Origin of the sequence: Burkholderia sp. M6-3 (genome assembly GCF_050858985.1) — a bacterium.
In the GTDB taxonomy this organism is placed as follows: domain Bacteria; phylum Pseudomonadota; class Gammaproteobacteria; order Burkholderiales; family Burkholderiaceae; genus Paraburkholderia; species Paraburkholderia caledonica.
The window spans coordinates 1,939,943-1,960,629 of record NZ_CP110090.1; the positions used below are offsets into that span (position 1 = coordinate 1,939,943).

General features: G+C 62.5%; 18 protein-coding genes. 9 read left to right on the forward strand and 9 right to left on the reverse strand.

Translation table 11 applies throughout. The annotated features are described in order from the left end of the window. Position 1: 1 nt before the first annotated feature. The 5 genes from OH764_RS08385 to OH764_RS08405 form a co-directional block, all read right to left on the reverse strand. Complete coding sequence (locus OH764_RS08385) at positions 2-1,021, reverse strand: ABC transporter permease (protein WP_498848718.1); 1,020 nt, start codon at positions 1,019-1,021, stop codon at positions 2-4. 71 nt (positions 1,022-1,092) lie between these two features. Next, entirely contained in the window at positions 1,093-2,781 is a 1,689-nt protein-coding gene (locus OH764_RS08390; RefSeq protein ID WP_498848719.1) for an ABC transporter substrate-binding protein, read from the reverse strand. Between the two features lie 147 nt (positions 2,782-2,928). After that, the gene (locus OH764_RS08395) at positions 2,929-3,954 is read right to left on the reverse strand and encodes a GlxA family transcriptional regulator (protein ID WP_498848720.1); all 1,026 of its coding nucleotides are present in this window, start codon (positions 3,952-3,954) and stop codon (positions 2,929-2,931) included. A 444-nt stretch (positions 3,955-4,398) separates the two neighbouring features. After that, complete coding sequence (locus OH764_RS08400; RefSeq protein ID WP_498848721.1) at positions 4,399-5,421, reverse strand: methyl-accepting chemotaxis protein; 1,023 nt, start codon at positions 5,419-5,421, stop codon at positions 4,399-4,401. 251 nt (positions 5,422-5,672) lie between these two features. Beyond that, on the reverse strand, positions 5,673-6,575 hold the full coding sequence (locus OH764_RS08405; protein ID WP_498848722.1) for a LysR family transcriptional regulator: 903 nt from the start codon (positions 6,573-6,575) through the stop codon (positions 5,673-5,675). A 149-nt stretch (positions 6,576-6,724) separates the two neighbouring features. Between OH764_RS08405 and OH764_RS08410 the strand changes: the two genes are divergently transcribed. Genes OH764_RS08410 through OH764_RS08435 form a run of 6 tightly spaced genes read left to right on the forward strand, consistent with a single transcriptional unit; the run spans position 6,725 to position 12,606 of the window. Next, on the forward strand, positions 6,725-8,050 hold the full coding sequence (locus OH764_RS08410) for an NAD(P)/FAD-dependent oxidoreductase (RefSeq protein WP_498848785.1): 1,326 nt from the start codon (positions 6,725-6,727) through the stop codon (positions 8,048-8,050). 52 nt (positions 8,051-8,102) lie between these two features. Then, positions 8,103-8,828 (forward strand): amino acid ABC transporter ATP-binding protein, encoded by a 726-nt coding sequence (locus OH764_RS08415; protein ID WP_498848723.1) that lies wholly within the window; start codon positions 8,103-8,105, stop codon positions 8,826-8,828. A 33-nt stretch (positions 8,829-8,861) separates the two neighbouring features. Then, positions 8,862-9,674 carry a substrate-binding periplasmic protein gene (locus tag OH764_RS08420; protein ID WP_498848724.1) on the forward strand — a complete coding sequence of 271 codons (813 nt, stop codon included), beginning with the start codon at positions 8,862-8,864 and terminating at the stop codon, positions 9,672-9,674. 54 nt (positions 9,675-9,728) lie between these two features. After that, positions 9,729-10,526 carry an amino acid ABC transporter permease gene (locus tag OH764_RS08425; RefSeq protein WP_020067597.1) on the forward strand — a complete coding sequence of 266 codons (798 nt, stop codon included), beginning with the start codon at positions 9,729-9,731 and terminating at the stop codon, positions 10,524-10,526. A 23-nt stretch (positions 10,527-10,549) separates the two neighbouring features. Beyond that, positions 10,550-11,890: an NAD(P)/FAD-dependent oxidoreductase gene (locus OH764_RS08430; RefSeq protein WP_498848725.1), complete on the forward strand. Its 1,341-nt coding sequence runs from the start codon at positions 10,550-10,552 to the stop codon at positions 11,888-11,890. 20 nt (positions 11,891-11,910) lie between these two features. Beyond that, complete coding sequence (locus tag OH764_RS08435) at positions 11,911-12,606, forward strand: SDR family NAD(P)-dependent oxidoreductase (RefSeq protein ID WP_498848726.1); 696 nt, start codon at positions 11,911-11,913, stop codon at positions 12,604-12,606. Positions 12,607-12,861: 255 nt separating this feature from the next. On the opposite strand, the gene OH764_RS08440 is transcribed toward OH764_RS08435, so the two are convergent. Continuing rightward, the gene (locus tag OH764_RS08440; protein WP_498848727.1) at positions 12,862-13,194 is read right to left on the reverse strand and encodes an amidohydrolase family protein; all 333 of its coding nucleotides are present in this window, start codon (positions 13,192-13,194) and stop codon (positions 12,862-12,864) included. A 265-nt stretch (positions 13,195-13,459) separates the two neighbouring features. On the opposite strand from OH764_RS08440, the gene OH764_RS08445 reads away from it, so the two are divergent. The 3 genes from OH764_RS08445 to OH764_RS08455 all read left to right on the forward strand — a co-directional run bounded on the left by OH764_RS08445 (position 13,460) and on the right by OH764_RS08455 (position 16,588). Further along, positions 13,460-14,449 carry a D-2-hydroxyacid dehydrogenase gene (locus OH764_RS08445; protein WP_498848786.1) on the forward strand — a complete coding sequence of 330 codons (990 nt, stop codon included), beginning with the start codon at positions 13,460-13,462 and terminating at the stop codon, positions 14,447-14,449. Between the two features lie 148 nt (positions 14,450-14,597). Next, positions 14,598-15,752 (forward strand): MFS transporter, encoded by a 1,155-nt coding sequence (locus OH764_RS08450; RefSeq protein WP_498848728.1) that lies wholly within the window; start codon positions 14,598-14,600, stop codon positions 15,750-15,752. Positions 15,753-15,799: 47 nt separating this feature from the next. Continuing rightward, entirely contained in the window at positions 15,800-16,588 is a 789-nt protein-coding gene (locus OH764_RS08455; protein ID WP_498848729.1) for a class II aldolase/adducin family protein, read from the forward strand. A gap of 56 nt (positions 16,589-16,644) precedes the next feature. Here the strand turns inward: OH764_RS08455 and OH764_RS08460 are convergent, their stop codons facing one another. The 3 genes from OH764_RS08460 to tcuA all read right to left on the reverse strand — a co-directional run bounded on the left by OH764_RS08460 (position 16,645) and on the right by tcuA (position 20,637). Next, entirely contained in the window at positions 16,645-17,964 is a 1,320-nt protein-coding gene (locus tag OH764_RS08460) for an MFS transporter (protein WP_498848730.1), read from the reverse strand. Between the two features lie 62 nt (positions 17,965-18,026). Further along, positions 18,027-19,241 (reverse strand): tricarballylate utilization 4Fe-4S protein TcuB, encoded by a 1,215-nt coding sequence (gene tcuB / locus OH764_RS08465; protein WP_498848731.1) that lies wholly within the window; start codon positions 19,239-19,241, stop codon positions 18,027-18,029. Further along, positions 19,228-20,637: an FAD-binding dehydrogenase gene (gene tcuA, locus OH764_RS08470; protein WP_498848732.1), complete on the reverse strand. Its 1,410-nt coding sequence runs from the start codon at positions 20,635-20,637 to the stop codon at positions 19,228-19,230. The genes tcuB and tcuA overlap by 14 nt, the downstream gene beginning before the upstream one ends. Positions 20,638-20,687 lie beyond the last annotated feature (50 nt).

Consider the following 20,687-nt stretch of genomic DNA (forward strand, 5'->3'; position numbering starts at 1 on the left):
ATTACCTCACACGGATGCGTGGATTGAGCAGCATGTAGCCGAGGTCGCCGAGAAACTGCGTCACGACGGCGACGAAGACCGTGACCAGCGTGGCGGCTTCCAGCATGGCGATGTCGCCGAACATGCTGGAGTCGAGCAGCATCCGGCCGAAGCCCGGATAGGCGAACACCATCTCGGTCACCACCACGCCACCGATCAGAAAGTTGATCTGCAGCAGCAACACGGTGAACGGCGCGATCATCGCGTTTCTCAATGCATGCCCGAGAATCACCTTGCGCGGGTTCAATCCTTTCAGGATCGCCGTGCGGATGTAGGGCTTTTCCATCACGCCGATCATCGACACCCGAATCATCCGCGCGACGTAGCCAAAGTCGTAGAGCACCAGTACCGCGACCGGCAACACCAGTTGCGACGCGACCGACCAGCGGCCGCCCTCGCTGCCGTCGAGCGGGCTCGTGCCCGGCAGGATCGGCCAGAGGATCACGAACAGCGTCACCAGAAACACACCCGACGCGAATTCCGGAATCGACGTGAAAGTGATGCAGACGACAGAAAGAATGCGATCGAGCGCCCCACCTTCCTTAAGCCCGGACAGAATGCCGAACAGCATGGAGAGCGGCACGATCAACGCGAACGCGATCCCCGCGAGAATGGCGGTGTGTCCGAGGCGCTTCCACATCACATCGTTGACGGGGAGTTTATAAAGCGTCGAGTAGCCGAAATTGCCGAAGTACTGCGAGCCGCGCGGATCGGTAAAACCCAGTCCGTTCGCCGGATCTTCGAGCGGATCCGGCATTACGCCGGCCAGCACGCCGAGCCAGTGTCCGTAGCGCACCATCAACGGGTCGTTCCCGTGCATGCGTTGCGACAGCAGATCGACCTGTTGCTGGGTGGCGTACGGTCCGAGCGTGCGGCGCGCCACACTGCCCGGCGTGAACTCGGATACGGCGAATACGACGAATGACGCGCACAACATCGTCACGATCATCAATGTGATGCGTTTAGCGAGAAATGAAGCCATGTCGACGGAACCCATAGTTGGTACGTTCTTGCGACCTCGCGCGGCGCGCCTTGAAGGCGCGCCTATCCGGTTCAGGCGCCCACGGCGTACTGATTCGCGAAGATGTATTGCGACGGATGCACCGTGAAGCCTTTCACCTTCTTATCCATCACCGTTGAGAACGCACGCCAGAACGGTTGCACGATCGGACCGTCTTCCTGCATCAGCTTCTCGATTTTTGCCATCACCAGGCTGCGTTTCTTCGGATCGAGAATGCCGTCCGCCTGGTCGAGCAGTGCATCGAATTCGGGATTCGCGTAGCCCGACTCGTTCCATGCCGCGTTGGTCCGGTACGCGAGCGACAGCGTCATCACGCCGAGCGGCCGATGCCCCCAGCCCGTGAGACTGAACGGCACCTTGGTCCAGACTTCCCAGTATTGCGCGCTCGGCAGCGGCTTGATGTTGACCTTCACGCCGATGTCCTTGAACTGCTCGGCGAGTGCCTGAACCGTATTCAACTCCCAGATCGGATCGGGACGCGTCACCATGTCGATTTCGAAGCCGTTCGGGTAACCCGCTTGCGCCAGCAGTTTCTTCGCCTGCACGACGTCGCGGCCGTATTTGGGCAATGCGTAGTACTCCGGGTGAACCGGCGCGACGTGATGATCTTCCGCCGACAACCCTGCGCCGAGCAACGACGTGGCAATGATCTTCTGATGATCGATCGCGAGTTTCATCGCCTTGCGCACGCGCGGGTCGCCGAAAATCTTGTGATCCACGCGCATACGCGCCACGCCGGTTTGCGAGGTCAACACGCTGTAGGGCTGCACGTGCGGCAGGCGCTTCATCGCATTCACCTGAACCGCGTCGGCTTCGGAGAGACCGTCGACCTGGCGAGAAGCCATCGCCGAGATGCCGGCGCCCGCGCTGTCGCCGAGGTCGACGAACTCGAACGAGTCCAGATAAGGACCGGTGCCCCAATAGTCTTTACGCGCCTTGTACACCGCGCTCTTGCCGACCGTGTACGAGGTGAGTTCGAACGGGCCGGTTCCGTTGAAGCCGGCGCCGAACATGCCCTTGTCCGCCGGATCGGTAATGAACATCGCGTAGTGGAACAGATGTTCCGGCACGGCGATTTGCGGTGCGAAACAGTTCAGCCGGACCGTCAGGTCGTCGACCTTCTCGATCGCATTATCGGACCAGATGCGGCTCGCCTTCTTCGCCTTGCCGCTCGCGTCCTTCTGACCGGAGTCGTATTCCTGAACGAGGTAACCGGTGAATAACCCCAGTTGCGACGAACCCACCGCCGGGTCGCAGACACGTTTGAGATTCCACACTACGTCGTCCGCATTTAGCGCGCGTCCGTTGTGCCACTTCACGCCCTTGCGGATATGCAGTGTCCAGGTCTTCAGGTCTTCGCTGACTTCCCAACGCTCCAGCAGATACGGGCGGGTGATATTGTCGTTGCCGGTGAACGTCAGGAATTCGCAAACCTGCCGGATGACATTCGACTTCTCGGCGAAGTCGGCCTGATGCGGACTCTTGATCTCCATACAGCGCATCCCGATTCGCAGATGCCCGCCTTTGGGCAGCGCGTCGGCGGCCTGCGCGTCGCTAATGAACGGATTCGTTTCGCCGCTCAGCTTGTACGCCGTCATGGCCGACAATCCGAGCAACGTCGCCGTGCGAAGAAAATGACGGCGCGAGACATTGCCGCTTTTGAGGTCGTCGATGAGAACGGGAATGTAAGGATGCGGCGTTGCTTCGGAATCGTTGGACACTGCATGGTCTCCGGAATAAGTGGGAAGCGGGCGTAAACGGCTGATGGACAGGTTAAGTCGATTCAAGATTTGAACAAAAACGCGAATGCGACATTTCAGGTACAAAAAGCGACATCGCACTTCTTGCGGGACATTGGTCGTGAAAGGTCAGCGTGAGGAATCAGTCAGCGGTTGACGGCGCGCAACACCGCCCTGCCGGACTTCTCTCGGCGTACTGCCGTAATGCGCGCGATAGATCCGGCCGAAGCGCGCCGCCGACATATAGCCGCATATTTCCGCGACGTCGGAGATGGACAGGTCCGTCTGAAGAATCAGATCGTGCGCCCGAGCCATCCGCAAGCCCGCGTAGAAGGCCGACGGTGTTTTGCCGACATGCGTGACGAACAGGCGTTCAATCTGACGCGTCGACAGTTGAACGCGGCGCGCGAGCACCTGGAGATCGACAGGATTCTGAATGCTCGATTCCATCACCTTGACGATTTCGAGCAGTTTGGGATTGCGGATGCCGAAGCGCATTTGCGCCGGCAGACGTTGAGCCGAATCCTGCTGACGGATCTCCGGATGATTGAACTGGTCGGAAATCGCGTTCGCGATGTCGCGGCCTTTGCTCGCCGCGATGAGGTGCAGCATCATGTCGAGGGTCACCGTGCCGCCGGACGACGTGACGAACGGACCATCCACCGCAAAGATGGCGTTGGACGCCACGCTGCGCGGAAACTCTTCCTGGAACGCCGCGAGTAGCTCCCAATGAACGGCGCAACGGCGCCCGTCGAGCAGGCCCGCCTTGGCAATCAGGAACTGACCGGCGCAGATGCCGCCGAGCACGCATCCCCGGCCATGCACCGAGCGCAACCATTTGAACACAGCAGGTTTGTAAGCCTTCGTATGATTCAACCCCGCGCAGAGGATGATCAGATCGCAGGGGGGCATGTCGGCGATCGAATAGTCGATCGGAAACGGGACGCCCGCGCTCGAGTGAACAGGCGCGCCATCTACGGATAGGAAGCTCCATTTATAAAGCGCCCGCCCGGAGATGCGATTGGCCTGGCGGAGCGGATCGACCGCGGCGCCGAAGGTCATCATCGGAAAATCAGGGACCAGAAAGAATCCGACGCGCAACGGGTCAGCCGCCGCTGCGATCATTTCGAGGGCGTTATTGGAGGATCGTTCCATCGTCGGGTCACCGGTCGGCGTTTGTGAGCCGACAAACTTGCCCTTATTGCCGGAGACTTGTCAACGATTGATCAGAAAGGAAGGAGCGGCCAGAGCGCTTTGGTCGGCCCCTTACAGTTGCGAATGTGTTCGACTCCGGGTCTTGAAGCCAGAACAAGATGGGTAAAAGTAGTCGTGCCGGGCGGAACGGCCTTCGTTCGGACTCAACGCTCGATGAAAATCGGGGTTTGGCACGTTCGGCCTCGCACGGTGAAGACAAAGCGTGTAACCGAACTCTCGCGGCTTTAGGGGTTTCCGTCAGCAGTAGCTTCTGTAGCCCAAACCAGCCTTCGAAGATGTCAACCCAGCCTCAAAGCCGTCGTTGTGCTCGCCTCCCTGGCAGGATCACCGGCGCGCCCGATCGACATAGCATCCTCAAACGGCGGATGGTGTGGGCGACTCCCTTCACCGCCCCGCGCGCTTGCGCACGATCACGCCGTACCACCCCATCCCTTCGTATGTTTCGTAGCCCGGCGTGAGGGCGTAGGCCACCAATGTGTCCGCGTCCGGTCGATACGCGCCCGCCTTCGGATCGCTCACTTTGAGCTGCAGTACTTCCTGCAGCACGCCTTTGTCGTCTGAACTGGCAATCACGCGCTTGCGTGCATCGACGAGCAGGCAGCGCGTACGCGTCCACTCCTCCACCGACAAACGCACGCCCTTGACTACCGTCGAGGCTTGCGGAGCCCAATTGAAGAATACCGCCAGTACGCCGAGCGGACGCCCCCGGTTAGCGCCGCCTTCGCGAATTGCCGCTGCGTAGGTCGCCACGGCGGCGCCATTGAGCGCCGCCATCGACGTGAGTTCGGCCGCCGCATACTCGGCGCCCGACGCCGACTTCGCGGCCGCCTTGAACCACGGCTCGTCCGCCACGTTCGCTTGCCCCGCCGTGGCGAACTGGCCGGGCCGGCCGGTGGCCACGACGTTGCCCTCCATGTCGATCACCCACAGATCGAGGTACACGGTGTAGCTGTCGAGAATCACGCCTAGCCGCTCTGACGCGAACGCGCGGTGTTCAAGGGTGTCGTGCGCAACGCAATCGACTATCGCGGAGTCGGTCGCCCACCAGCGCACATCGCAGGAGCGTTCGTAGAGGTTGCGATCGACAATCTCGATCATGTTGAGCGCGAGATCCGTAAGGCGCTGCGCTTCCTGCTGCTCGAGCTGCGTGATCATCCGGTCGCCTAGGGCCGTGAGCTCGCGGCTCAGTTCGTTGGTCAACTGTCCGATGCGTTGCGACACTACCTTGACCTGATTTGCGACCACGGCAAAACCGCGCCCGGCGTCGCCGGCACGGGCCGATTCGATCAGCGCGTTGATGGCGAGAAAGGTGGTTTCACGATTGATGTCGTTGATATCCGATACGTTGCCCTTCGCTATACGGTGAACTTCTCGCGTCAAATCGACAATCTCATTGGCGTCCGCCATGACTTTTCCCCGGGGCTACGGTTTAGGTTCATCTGCCTTGTGCGACCGACCGCACCAAATTGATGCTGGCGAGCGCCGTTGTGGTGCTGTCGCATTCTTATTCCTTCTTATTGGGCGGTGCTTGTTGCCAACTGAATACTTCGACGTGCAAACAACTCAAACAACTCATGAACGGCATCACACGGGGAATACTTTAGAACTCAATTTACGGTCGGTCGCAAGAAGCTTGTGTTCGGTCAACGAGCGTGAGCTCAGATATGCGCGCCCCGCCTCAACGCCGCCATCTGCTCACCTACGAGTTCGAGAAACTCGCCGACCAACGGATTGCCTCGCGGCGTCTGCGGATAAAGCGTGAAGCCGCGAAACCAGATCGCCGGCGCGAACGGCCGGAACACGATGCGCGTCGGATCGGCATCCACGGTCGCGAGCGGATTGACGATGCCCACGCCCGCGCCGCGCGTCACGAGCGCGCAGATGGTCGCGCCATACGGCGTCTCGATCGCAGGCACCTGATCCGCGCCCGCCGGACGCAGCGCGCGATCGAGCGCGGCACGCGTATCGTCCGCATAGGAAGGCAGGATGAGCCTTTCGCCACGCAAGTCGGCCGCGCGAATCCGCGTGCGCGCCGCTAGCGCATGACTCGCTGGCAAGGCACATAGCCCCGCCAGTTCATAGAGTTCCACGCTCATCACGCCGAACGCATCCGGCGTGGTGGTCGCGAAGCCTACGTCGCAGTGTCCCGACGACACCCAGCGTTGGATCGTGCTCTCGCTGCGCATTTCGAGCGACACCGCGACCCGCGGATGGGCGTCCGCGAAGCGCGCGATCACGGCGGGCAGAAACGACAGCGCGAGGACCGGCGCTGCCACGATCCGCAGCCGTCCGCTGCCGAGTTCAAGAATCTCTCGCGCCGAATGCTGCAGTTTCTCCAGACCGACGAAGCTGCGATCCACCTCGCGATAGAACGCGCTGCCAGCATCGGTGGCATGAATGCGTCCGCCATTGCGCACGAACAGCGTCAGTCCCGTGGCGGCTTCCAGTTCCGCGATTAACCGGCTGATGCTCGGTTGCGATGTGCCGAGTTCTTCGGCGGCGGCCGTCATAGAACCGCGCAGCATGACCAGCCGAAACGCCTCGACCTGCCTGAGATTCATCGTTTTCTCCGGACGTGGGCCGCGCAAAAACATCGGCCGAAGTCTCAGCTTGCCATATCAGAAATGAATGGAAGCCGTTTTTGGCGCTATTTGACCGGATGATTTGCGAGCGCGACACTGGACTCGATCAAACGAACAGGGTCAAGTCCATGCGTCCCGATGCGTTGCTGTTTCACGAAACCTTCCGTTGCGCCCCGTACTGGTGGGATGCCGCACCGCCCGAGGTTGCGCCGGAACCTTTGCCGGCGAACGTGGACCTGGCGATCGTCGGCAGCGGGTATTGCGGGCTGTCGGCCGCGGCGGAGGCCGCGAAGCATGGCGCGCGTGTCGCGGTGCTGGATGGCGCCGAGATCGGCGCCGGCGGCAGCACGCGCAGCGGGGGCATGGTGTCGAGCGGCCAGAAGCTTGCGCTGACCAACGCCATTCGCGGCGTGTCCGCTGAACGTCTCACGCGCCTGATGCAGGAGTCGATGGCGAGCTTCGACTATCTCAAGGGAATCATTGGAGACGAATCACTCGACGCAGACCTGCGCATCACCGGCCGCTTCTTCGGCGCCTATACGCCCACGCATTTCAACGTGCTGCGTCGCCAAGGCCAGTTGTTGCGCGACAAGACCGGCGTCACGGTGCATGTGATCGAGCGCGATGCGCAGCGCGGCGTCATTGGCTCCGACTATTACTACGGCGGCATTCTCGTCGACGAATACGGCGGACTGCATACCGCGAAATATCATCGTGCGCTACGCGACCTCGCGCGCCGGCGCGGCGCGACGCTGCATTCGCACGCAGCAGTGCAGCGGATCGAACGAATGGGAAATACACGGTTTCGCGTGCACACCGCGCGCGGCGCGTTCGATGCGCGGCAGGTGCTGTTGGCTACCAACGGCTATACGGGTCCACTGCTGCCGTTCTTTTCGCGCCGCGTGTTGCCGGTTGCGAGTTATCAGATTGCTACCGAGCCGTTGCCCGAAGGCCTCATGGACGTCCTCAATCCGGGCCGCCGCATGATCAGCGATTCGAAGCGCAATCTCTTCTACACGCGGCCATCGCCGGACGGCACGCGAATGATCTTCGGGTCGCGGCCCGCCATCCGCGAAATCGATGAACGCGAGGCCGCGCGGCGGTTGTACGCGAAGCTCGTGCAATTGTGGCCCGCCCTTCGGGACGTGCGCGTCACGCATTCCTGGAAAGGCTTCGTCGCAATGACCGGTGACAGGCTCGCGCACATCGGCCAGCACGACGGCGTGCACTATGCGCTCGGCTGCAACGGCAACGGCGTTGCGCTGATGAGCTATCTCGGGCATCGCATCGGCAAACATATGGCGGGTGTCGAGCAGGATGTCGGTGCGTTCGGCGAAGGCGCGTTTCCCGTCTCAGGTGCGGGCATGGCCAGCACGCTTGCGGTACCCGTCGGCAGTGCACTGTACCGTATCGGCGATATGTGGCACGGTCGCGTGCGAGCAGCGCTCTCTTGAATCGATGACGAGCTGATTCAATCAGGAAGCCGAAACATCTAAAGGAGCCACAATGATCGAGCTGAATAACGTTTCGAAGTGGTATGGCGGCATTCGCGTATTGAACCACTGCACGGCGAGCATCGCGCGCGGTGAAGTGGCCGTGATCTGCGGGCCGTCCGGGTCCGGCAAGTCCACGCTCATCAAATCCGTCAACGGGCTGGAAACGGTACAGAGCGGGCAGATCGTCGTGGACGGCATCGACGTGACGGCGAAGCGCGCGAATCTTTCGCGGCTGCGGGCGCGGGTCGGCATGGTGTTTCAGCATTTCGAACTCTTTCCTCATCTCTCGGTGCAGCGCAACCTGATGCTCGCGCAGATGAACGTGCTCGGCCGCGCGCGCGACGAAGCCGGTGAGCGCGCATGCTCGCTCTTGCGCCGCGTGGGCTTGAGCGGTCACGAGGACAAGTATCCGGCGCAATTGTCGGGCGGTCAGCAGCAGCGCGTGGCGATTGCGCGGGCGCTTTCGATGGACCCCGTCGCCATGCTGTTCGATGAGCCGACTTCCGCGCTCGATCCCGAGATGGTCAACGAAGTGCTCGACGTGATGACCACGCTCGCGCAGGACGGGATGACCATGTTGTGCGTCACGCACGAGATGGGTTTTGCAAAGCGCGTCGCCGACCGCGTGTTGTTCATGGACCGCGGCGTGATCGTGGAAGACGATACGCGCGAAGCCTTCTTCGAGCGTCCGCGCTCCGAACGTGCGCGAGACTTTCTTTCGCGCATCCTGCATTGAACCAACCGCTGTCCATTCCAAGGGAGCCTCACCATGCGATTACTTCGTCTCGCACGCCACCTCGCCGTGGCCGCATCGTTCCTGGTCGGCGCGACGACCGCCGCCCACGCCGCCGATGACGTCGGCACATTGACGCCGGGTAAGATCGTGGCCGGCGTCGATGCGAACAACAAGCCGTACTCGTACATCGACAACGGCAAGATGACGGGCTTCGACGTCGAGCTGGTGCGCGCTATCGCCGCGAAACTCGGGCTCACGGCCGACTTCCGCGCGCAGGACTTCGCGGGTCTGCTGCCGACCGTGGCGAATCAGCAGGTCGATCTTGCCGCGGGCTCGATCTCGATCACCAGGGAACGCCTCAAGATGGTCGATTTCTCGGAAGGCTATCTGACGGGTCTCCTGAGCGTCGGTACGCTGGCGGACAGCACGATCGGCGCGGACGTGGCATCGGTGAAGGACAAGCGCATCGGAGTCGTGCAGGGGACCATCGAGGACACGTATTCGCAGAGCTATCTGCCGGGCGCGCAAATCGTCCGCTTTCCGAACATCAACGCGGGCTTTCTCGCGCTGCGCAACAAGTACATCGACGGCTACTTCATCGACAAGACGTTGCTCGAAGGGCTGCAAGGTAAGTATCCGGACCTGAAGCTCGCCGACAGGCTCGACATCTCAGCTTCGAATCTTCCCGCCGGCTTCGCGATCCGCAAGGGCAATGCGAAGCTCGAAGGAGCGGTCAACAAGGCGATCGGCGAACTGGTGGCGGACGGGACGTGGCTCAAGCTCTATCAGCACTTCAATCCCGGCTATCCGAAGCCTGATCCGATGCCTCCGTACGCGATGAAGTAACCGCCCGCCATTGTTGCTTTGCCACGCCTCGTCAAGCGCAAGGAGAGAGTCTCCATGAATGCATTCCTGCAGAACTTCCTGGATTGGCCGCTGCTCGTCGAATCGCTGCCGACGCTGATCGGCACGGGTCTCGTGAACACGCTGATCCTGTCGGTGGTCTCGACTGCGCTCGGCATCGTGGCAGGAATGGCGCTGGCGCTCTGCGCCGTATCGCACACGCGCTGGCTGACCTGGCCCGTGCGCGTTTTCGTGGATGTCTTCCGCGGCCTGCCCGCCGCGCTGGTCATCCTTGTGGTCGGCCAGGGGCTGGCGCCGGTGGGACTCTCGCTGTTCGGGCCGAATCCGTATCCGCTTGCGATCGTCGCGCTGGCGCTGGTGTCGTCGGCGTATATCGCCGAGATCTTCCGGTCGGGAATTCAGAGCGTCGGACGCGGGCAGATGTCCGCGTGTCAGGCGCTCGGCATGACGTACTGGAGCGGCATGCGTCATGTGATCGTGCCGCAGGGCGTGCGGCGCATTCTGCCCGCGCTTGCCAATCAGTTCATCTCGATCGTCAAGGATTCGAGTCTCGTGTACTTCCTCGGGCTGCTCACTTCGCAGCGCGATCTCTTTACCATCGGGCAGAACGCGGCGGTCAATACGGCCAACCTGTCGCCGCTCGTCGCGGCAGGCGCCGTGTATCTGCTCATCACCGTGCCCCTCACGCACACGATCAATCATCTGGACCGCTGGACCAATCGCTTCATCAACCCCGCCGCGCGCCAGCAGAAGACATCACGCGCCGGGCGCAACGTGCGCGCTGAAGAAGCGCTGCAATCGCAGACAGCGGCCGTGGCCGAGCGTCGTCCGTAACTCTCACTTCGTTGAAAGAAACCATGGGTCCTAAAGTCGACACCGTCGCCGACGATATCAAGCTGCCCGAACGCGCCGATGTGGTCGTGATCGGCGGCGGCATCATCGGCGTATCAACGGCGCTTGCGCTGCACGAAAAAGGGCTGTCCGTCGCGCTGTGCGAGAAGGGGCACATCGCGGGCGAGCAGTCGAGCCGCAACTGGGGCTGGGTCCGCGTGACAAGGCGCGATCCCCGCGAATTTCTGCTGAGCATCGAAAGCCTCAAAATCTGGCGCACGCTCGACAGAACGCTCGACATCGACACCGGCTTCAACCAGTGCGGCATCATGTACGTATCGAACGATGATGCCGTGCTCGAACGTCACCGTGACTGGCTGAAGCGCGCTCGTCAAATAGCAGGCGACGATGCCTTCGACACGCGCGAAGTAGACACGCATGAAGTCTCACGCCTGCTGCCCGGCGCGACGCAGACGCTCAAGGGCGGCATCTTCACGCCGGGCGATGCCCGCGCGGAACCGCAAAAGGCCGCGCCCGCCATCGCCAACGCGCTGCGACGCAAGGGCGTCAGTATTCTGACGCCGTGCGCGGTGCGCGGCATCGAGACGAGCGGCGGGCGTGCGAGCGCGGTCGTCACCGAACATGGGACGATTCGCTGCGATGCGGTCGTCGTAGCGGGCGGCGCATGGACGCGCTATTTCTGCGGCAATCTCGGCGTGGAGTTGCCGCAACTGCTCACGCGTGCGTCCGTGTTGCGTACCGAGCCCCTCGAAGGCGGTCCCACGTGCAGCGCCAATAACGAGGAATTCGCGTTTCGCAAGCGTGCGGACGGCGGCTACACGGTCGCGTACGGCCTGCGCACGCACGCCGATCTGACGCCCGATTCGTTCCGCCTCTTCTTCAAATACATTGAAGCATTGAAGAGTCAGATGGGCGCGCTACAGATTCAGCTCGGCAAGCGCTTTTTCGACGAACTCAAGCGGCCGCGCCGCTGGGCGCTCAACGAATCGACGGTTTTCGAACATGTTCGTACGCTCGATCCGGACCCCGTGGTGCCACACGTCGACAAGGGTCTCAAGGCGTTCACCGAAGCGTTTCCGCAGTTGTCGGGCGCGCGCATCGCGCAGCGGTGGGCCGGCTACATCGACGTGACACCGGACGCGATCCCCGTCATCTCCGAAGTCGCGCGCGTGCCGGGCATGTTCATCGGCACCGGTTTCTCGGGACACGGTTTCGGAATCGGGCCGGGCGCGGGCCGGCTGATGGCCGACCTCGTCAACGGCGACGCACCGCTCGTCGATCCGCACGCGTTCCGTCTTGGGCGCTTCAGCGACGGCTCGAAGATCACGATCGACGCGGGATTCTGATAAGCGAGGACCGATAGCACATGGAATTGCACCTGGACAAAGTGGCGATGGTGTCGGGCGCGAACCGCGGCATCGGACGCGAGATTGCGCTGGAACTGGCGCGGCGCGGTTATAGGCTGTCGCTCGGTCTGCGCGATACGCGCGCTTACGATGGCGTGCCCGATGCGATCCTGCATCCCTACGAGGCGCGCGATCCCGAAGCCGCCCGCGCCTGGGTGGATGCGACGATCGCGCGCTTCGGGCGCATTGACGTGCTGGTGAGCAACGCGGGCATCTGCCGCATGATCGACTTCGATACCGGCACCGATGCGCTCTTGACCGAAACCTTCGAGATCAACGTGAACGCACCTTTCCGGCTCGTGCAGGCGGCGCTGCCGCATTTGCGCCGTGCGGGAGCTGGACGCTTCGTGCAGCTTGCGTCGCTTTCCGGCAAACGCGTGAAGAACCTGAACGTCGGCTATCAGATGTCGAAGCACGCGATGGTGGCGCTCACCCATGCGGTGCGCCGTGCGGGTTGGGACGACGGCGTGCGGGCGACCGCGGTATGCCCCGGCTTCGTCAACACGGACATGGCCGCGGGCATCGCCGATATTGAACCGATGGCGATGACGCAGCCGCAAGACCTGGCGCTTCTGGTGGTGAATACTATCGAGTTGCCAAATACGACGAGCCTGGCGGAACTGCTCGTTAATTGCCGCTATGAGGAGACGCTTTAACGGCCGCCTGCGCTTTCTTGAGTTAAAGCAAGCAAGGGTGGCCCGGCTGCCTGCCTGCGTGCAATCTCCGACGCCTATGAATGTGGGACGACCCCCTCTTCCTGCAGGCAGAATGGGAGATCGGAGATTCGCCAGGTGTGCGGATGAGGCCAAGCGTCTGGCCATCGTTCATCTGTTCCAGACGAGCGCCGAGTAACAAGGCCTGATGGAGTCATCCATCGTCCGGGATCAGATCCCGAATCGCATCCTGGACACTCACCTGCGCGGCGTGCCGTTGAACGCCATCCGGCTCGTCGTCGAGAGCGGCTCTACCTCCGGCAGGTCGGGCGCGTGAATCCAGATTTGCGCGTGCCAGCCGCGCGCCGCGAGTTTCGGTGCGAGCGCGCGCAACGCATCCAGACCCGCGGCGTTGCGATAGACCGCCTGACCGTCGCGCCTGAAAAGATTCAAGCCTGAGCCGCGCACTCCCAGTTGCGTGAGCCGGTCGAGTTCGGCGTCGGGAGTATCCGCGCCCAACACCGCGACGCCGGGGCGGACGGCGGGAATAACGCTGCAACGCATCCGCGAGCGCGGCGTTGTCCATGCCATAGACGCTCGCCGTCACACCACGCCGCGCTCGAAACCAGCGCATCCAGATGCTCGATGAAACGCGTCGGCGGATTCTGCGGCGGCGTGTAGCTGCGGTCATCGGCGATGAGACATGTTCGTCTACGCATACTCCCGAGCTTTCCCTTTTTGGAAACGGTGCCTACACCAAATCGCTCAACACACGCTTGATCTTTGATCACAATGACGTCATGTCGCACCTGCCTTTCCCGTTCCAGATAGCCGGATGCGCCGCATAATCAACGACATGATAGTGATGGAGACAATGCAGGCCCTGAACATCCTTCTCTCCGATGTGGCCGCGCGCCACTTCCACGGCGAGATCGCGCGCATGCTCGGCGCGACGCCATTCCGCCTGCTATCGCCCGACGATGCATCGTGCGCCGATGCGCATATTGCTTTCGTGAGCCGCGACGTGACCGGCCGCTCCACCAAGCATGACCTGACGCCGGAAACCCGCCACTTCTACGACACGCTGCGCGCCGCGCCGAATCTCCGCTGGGTACATGCGCATTCCGCGGGCGTCGATCGTCCGATCTTCGTCGAGATGAGGCAACGCGGCGTGCAGGTGACTTCGTCCTCCGGCGCGAACGCGCGCACGGTCGCGCATGCGGCGCTGGCCGGTCTGCTGGCGCTCGCACGCCGCCTGCCGCTGCTGCACGAAGCGCAGCGCGAACACGCATGGCGTCCCTTGCTGCTCGATGCCGCTCCGCGCGATCTCGCCGGTCAGACCGCCGTGATCGTGGGCTACGGCGCAATCGGTCAACGGCTCGCCTGCCTGCTCGAGGCGCTGGAGATGAACGTGATCGTCGTACGCCGCGAGGCGCGGGGCGAAGGTTTCATCGATTACTCGATGCTCGATGACGTGCTGCCGCGCGCCGACTGGCTCGTCCTCGCCTGCCCGCTCACGCCTCAGACGACGAAGCTCATCGATGCAAGCCGTCTCGCGCGTTTGCCGAAGCAGGCGCATCTGCTGAATGTCGCGCGCGGCGAAGTCGTGGCCGAAGCGGACCTGATCGCCGCACTGCATAACGGTGCGCTGGCCGGCGCGTACCTCGACGTGTTCCAGCACGAACCACTGAGCGCGGCATCGCCCTTATGGGATTTGCCGAACGTGATTCTCACGCCGCATATGGCGGGACAGTCGGACAGTCATTACGCAGCCGTCGGCCGCATCTGGCTCGACAACCTTGCACGCTGGCAGCGAGGCGAGCCCCTGTTCAACCTCGCGAGTTGAAGCAGCGACCGCACGCCGTTCCCCCATACGAGGCGGGCCCGTGAGCCGGGTGGCGGCATTCGCGGCGCGCTTGCTGCGCCAGGGTGCGTCGCTGTCGGCGCGCAATCGAGACTGAGGCACACGCAATTCCGAATAAAAGGAGACAACCATGCACGAAACGACACCAGCCGAATTCGACGCTGCCACGCGTCCATTACGTCGCCGCAGCGCGCTGCGCTCGATTGCGGGCGGTTCCATCGGCAATCTGATCGAGTGGTACGACTTTCACGTTTATACGACTTTTTCCATTTTTTTCGCGGCTTCGTTCTTTCCGCGTGAGAACCGCACCATTCAGTTACTTTCGACGGCGGCGATCTTCGCCATCGGCTTTCTGTTGCGGCCGGTCGGAAGCTGGCTAATCGGCCTCTATGCCGATCGGCGCGGACGCCGCTCCGCCCTCACGCTGTCCGTCATCCTCATGTGCGCGGGTTCACTCGCCATCGGCCTGTGTCCCACCTATCCGCAGATCGGCATGGCCGCGCCGCTCGTTTTGTTGCTCGCGCGGCTCGTACAGGGCTTTTCGCTCGGCGGCGAGTACGGCGCGAGTTCGGTGTATCTGAGCGAGATCGCGCGGCCCGGTCATCGCGGCTTCTACAGCAGCTTCCACTACGTCACGCTGATTCTCGGCCAGTTGCTCGCCACGCTCGTGCAGGTTGTGTTGCAGGCGCTGATTCCGCGTGCGGAACTGATCGACTGGGGCTGGCGCGTGCCGTTCATCACCGGCGCGGCACTCGCGCTGGTGGCGTGGTGGGTGCGTCGCAATATCGACGAAACCCCGGACTTCCGCGCGCTCGACGAGAAGGACAAGCGCGGCGTGTCGCTGTCGGCGTTGCGCGAGCACTGGCGGCCCGTTCTGCTCGTGTTCGGGCTAACCACAGGCGGCACGCTCGCGTTCTTCACCTACACGGTCTATATGCACAACTACCTCGTCAATACCGTTGGGTTGAGCGCGCAGACGAGCGCGTGGCTTTCGCTGTCGACGCTAACGCTGTTCATGGTTGTGCAGCCGTTCGTCTCCGGCTACACGTCCGTGTGCTCCGTTATGAAGGCCCAACTGTTTCCGGCGCGGCTGCGGGCGCTGGGCGTGGGCGTACCGTATGCCATCGCGACGGCTGTATTCGGCGGCACGGCCAGTTACGCCGGGCTCTGGTTCAAGAGCATTGGCCATGAAAGCGGTTTCTATCTGTATGCGTCGGCATGCATCGGCTGCACGCTGATCGCTACTTTGAGCCTGCGCCGCAGCGACATGCAAATGGAGTCGTAAGCGGCGCGCCCTGCTCTTTCCGATCACCTTTTGATGAGGAATCTCGAATGACCAAGCTTCCCGAATTCTCCATTCCATCGATGTTCGAGCAATGCTCGGAAGCCGAATGGAAAATGCGCGTCGACCTGGCCGCATGCTACCGGCTGATAGAGCTATACGGCATGTCCGACATGGCCGCCAACCATATCTCGGCGCGTGTGCCGGGCGAGGAAGGCGCGTATCTGATCAATGCGTATGGCATGCTGTACGAGGAAGTCACGGCATCGAGCCTGATCAAGATCGATATTGACGGAAACATTCTCAGCAAGCCCGCGTTCGTTGGCGCGGACTACGGCATCAACCGCGCGGGATACGTGATTCACGGCGCGATTCACGAGGCGAAGCCTGAACTCGAATGCGTGATTCATACGCATAGCTGGCCGGGCATGGCCGTGTCGGCGCTCAAGTGCGGGCTGCTGCCGCTCACGCAGACTTCCATGCGCTTCTACAAGATCGGCTATCACGATTACTGCGGCGTGGTGCTGGATGTCTCCGAGCGTGAGTCGCTGTTGCGCGATCTTGGCGAGAACAATGCGCTCATTCTGCGCAATCACGGCCTGCTTACTGTCGGCAAGACCATTCCCGAAGCGTTCAACGCGATGCATCGGCTGGAGTTGTCGTGCAGGACGCAACTCGCAGCCATGGCGTGCAATACCGAACTGAATCCGGTTCCGCGCCACGTGCTCGAAGAAACATACATGAACTATCAACCGCAGACGCGCCGCCCGTACGGCTTGATGGAATGGCCTGCGTTGCTGCGCAAGCTGGATCGCATTGATCCATCCTATCGCGACTAAAAGAGCGAAAGCCCGGGAGAAGCCGGGCTTCCTGAAACGCGACGATGCAATCGCTGTCAGGCGGACGATGCCGCCGAAGCGTTGCTGCTCGCGCGGCGGCGGTATAGCCCGAGCGTCGCGCACAAGCCGCAGAGCGCAGCGAAGCTCAGCCAGTAACCAGGCGCGGCCTTGTCATGCGTCACCTGGATAAGATACGTGGACACTGCCGGCGTAAATCCGCCGAAGACTGCCGTCGCCAGACTGAATGCCAGCGAGAAACCTGCGACCCGCACTTCGACCGGCATCACTTCGGTCAGTGCGGCGACCATTGCGCCGTTGTACATGCCGAAAAAGAACGAGAACCATAGCAGGACGATCAACATGCGCACGAAGCTCGGTGCAACGGCGAGCCACGACAGCGCTGGATACGCGGTGAAGATCGCCAGCACCGAAATGGCGAGCAACAGCGGCTTGCGGCCAATGCGGTCGGACACCGCGCCGCCAATGGGCAGCCAGACGAAGTTCGATACGGCCACGAGCAGCGTCACCATCAGGCTATCCGCCGTGGACAGCTTCATCACTGACTTGCCGAAGGTCGGCGTATAGACGGTAATGAGATAGAACGTCGTAGTGGTCATCGCCGTCAGCAACATGCCACCGATGACGGTGTGCCAGTTGGCAAGCAGCATCGAAAAGACTTCACGCGCCTGCGGATGATGCTGCCTCGCCTCGAACTCGGCCGTTTCTTGCAGCGAACGGCGCAGCATGAACAGGAACGGCACGATCGCGCAGCCAATGAGGAACGGCACGCGCCAGCCCCACGCGCCGATCTGCTGCGCGGAAAACCACTGGTTCAGGCCATAGCCAATGGCCGCCGCCATGACGATGGCAACCTGCTGACTCGCCGACTGCCAGCTCGTATAGAAACCCTTGTTGCCGGGCGTCGCCATCTCCGCGAGATAGACCGACACGCCGCCCAGTTCCGCGCCCGCCGAGAAGCCCTGCAACAGACGACCGAGCAACACGAGCGCAGGCGCAAGCAGGCCGATGCTCGCATAGCCAGGCACGCACGCAATCAGAATGGTGCCGCTCGCCATGATCGACAGCGTGACGATCAGCCCCGTGCGCCGCCCCACTTTGTCGATATACGCGCCGAGAAAGATCGCGCCGAGAGGACGCATGAGAAAGCCCGCGCCGAACACGGCGAAAGTGAGCATCAACGAGGCGAATTCGCTGGTCGAAGGAAAGAAGATCTTCGAAATGAAGGTTGCGTAAAAGCCGAACAGAAAGAAATCGAACTGTTCGAGGAAGTTGCCGCTGGTCACGCGCAGCACGGCGGCCGCGCGCGTCGAGCGCGAAACGCCGGACGTCGCGGCGATCGGTTCTGTGGGGTTCATTGCGTCTCCTGCTTCTTGTCTGTGTATCTATGCGGAAGGACGCCCGCGGCGCCCTGTCAATGCTAGTCCGAACCGACGCTCAGTGTGTTGCGCTGCCGTCTCTCTATAGACGATTTGAGCAGCGCCGCCGAACGAAATACGCCGTGAGCAAACTTGCCGTAGGGCAGCGTTGCGAACAACGCCATCACAATGCCCAGATGCACCGCGAGCAGCGACGGCATGGCGGTCGTCGTGCGGAATCCGAGCAGCGCAAGACCGGACGCGCTCGTCAACACAAGGAGCGCAATGAAACCGCGGTCCATCGGACGCTGACGGGCATCGCTCCGTTCAGGCACGCGCTTCAGGTTCAGCCACAACAGTCCCGCTGGCCCCACGATCAATCCGATGCCCCCCGCCGTGCCCAGCAGCACCGGCAAGCTGAAGAAGGGATACGGCGCTTCTAGCTTGAACGCATAGTGATAGAGCGTCGCGACGGCAGTGGCGGCGAAGCACAGCATGAAGCCATAAAACGTCAAATGATGAAACCGGCGTCGAGCGAGCGTGAAGGCGTCGTTATTTTCGTTGCAGCCATCGCCGTGGCCGCCATCGAGATACTTCAGCGTCAGCGCATTCTTCGCCGCTTCCGCGACCGCAGGCGCACTCGCGCTCGTCGTTCCCGCCGCCACGACGCGCCAGAAACGCGTGACGCCCACGCCGAGCGCAAGAATGGCGAACAGGAACACGATGCCGAACATCGCGGCCAGCAGGTTGTGCGGGAAGATGGCGTAGAAGTTCGCCGGCGCGACATCGCCCGACAAGCCGCCATGCAACGCCGTGCCCAACAGCAGGAACAGCGCAAGCCCCGCCGACAATGCCACCGACAACGTAAGCCCGTTGCGCTTGTACAGCGCGCCGAACGACGCGGGAAACGCGTATTCGGTGTACGTTTCCAGGCGCACTTCAGCCATGGCCTTCGGCACGTTCACGCCAAACTCGTGCGGCGGCGCATACTGGCACGCGTGATAACACGCGCCGCAGTTGTGGCAGAGGTTTGCCAGATAGTTGACGTCCGCCTTGCCGAATTCGAGGCGGCGCGTCATGGCCGGGAAGACGGCGCAGAAGCCTTCGCAATAGCGGCACGCGTTGCAGATTTGCATCTGCCGCGCGACTTCGGTTTCGCTGTTGCTCATCGGCACGATGGGAATCACGCGCGCCGTCTTGCCGTGGATAGTGTGGTTCGCCTCGCCCGGCGACACAGTACCCGTGCGTTGGGGCGCGAGGACGTCAGACTGCTGCACTGGCTGCCTCCGTTGTATTGAGTGCGGCGCGCGCCGCCTGGGTCCCGGCAATGCGACCGAAGGCCGTGCCGATCGACATGCCGACACCCGCCGTATAGCCCTTGCCGAGCACGTTGCCTGCCATCATCTCGCCGGCCACAAACAGGTTGTCGCTGGCTTCGCCGCCGAAGTGAACCTGCGCGCGGTCATTGGTCTTCAGGCCGAGATACGTGAACGTGATGCCAGGCCGCAACGCGTAGCCATAGAACGGCGGCGTATCGATACGGCGCGCCCAGTGCGTCTTCGGCGGCGTCAGTCCTTCGGTATGGCAGTCGTCGAGCGCGGTATGGTCGAAGGTGCCGACGCGGCAGGCATCGTTATAACGCGTGAGCGTTTCCATGAAACGCGCTTCCGGCAGCCCGAGCTTGCCGGCAAGTTCGGGCAGCGTGTCGGCCTTTTCGCCCGGAAACACCGGCGGCATGAACCGGCCGATGGCTTTCGAGTCGATGATCGAATAGCCGGTCTGCCCCGGCTGATGCGCGACGAGCCGCCCCCAGATGGCATAGCGCTTGGGCCAGAAGTCCTCGCCTTCATCGTAGAAACGCTCGGCATCGCGATTCACGACGACGCCCAGCGATACACAGTCGATACGCGTGCAGATGCCGCCGTCATACAACGGCGCGCGCGCATCGATGGCGACGCAGTGCGACTGCGACGGATCGCCGACCATGTCCGCGCCGGCATCGCTCATATGCTTGATGAGCACGCCCTTGTTGAAGCGCGTGCCGCGAATCAGGAAGTTGTCGGCGGGCCATTCGCCGCGCTCGTTCTGCCCCCACGCTTCGCGCAGCCATTCGCGATTCGACTCGAACCCGCCCGCCGCCAGCACGCAGGCGCGCGCCTCGAAGCGCTCCCTGCCGCTGCTCGCGCCGATGAAGCGGCCGCCGTCGAGTTCGAGCGAATCCACGGGCGTCTCGTAGCGGATTTCCACGCCGAGCGCTTCCGCGCTGCGGTAATACGCGTTGACTAGCGCCTTGCCGCCGCCCATGAAGAAGGCATTGGTGCGCGCCACGTGCAGCGCGCCGGACAGCGGCGGCTGGAAGCGCACGCCGTGCTTCTGCATCCACGGACGGCACGATGACGACGCGCGAATGGTCAACCGCGCAAGATGCTCGTTCGTGATGCCGCCCGTCACCTTGAGCAAATCCTGCCAGAACTCCTCTTCCGGGTAGGCGTCGACGAGCACGTCTTGCGGTGCGTCGTGCATGCAGCGCAGATTGCGCGTGTGTTGCGAGTTGCCGCCGCGCCATTCGCGGGGCGCCGATTCGAGCAGCAGGACCGACGCGCCGGCTTCACGCGCCATCAATGCGGCGCATAACGCGGCATTGCCTCCTCCGATTACGAGCACATCGACCATCAGACTTGTCTCCTTTCGGACGCATCGTAAGGGTCTCGTGCCCGCTTCGC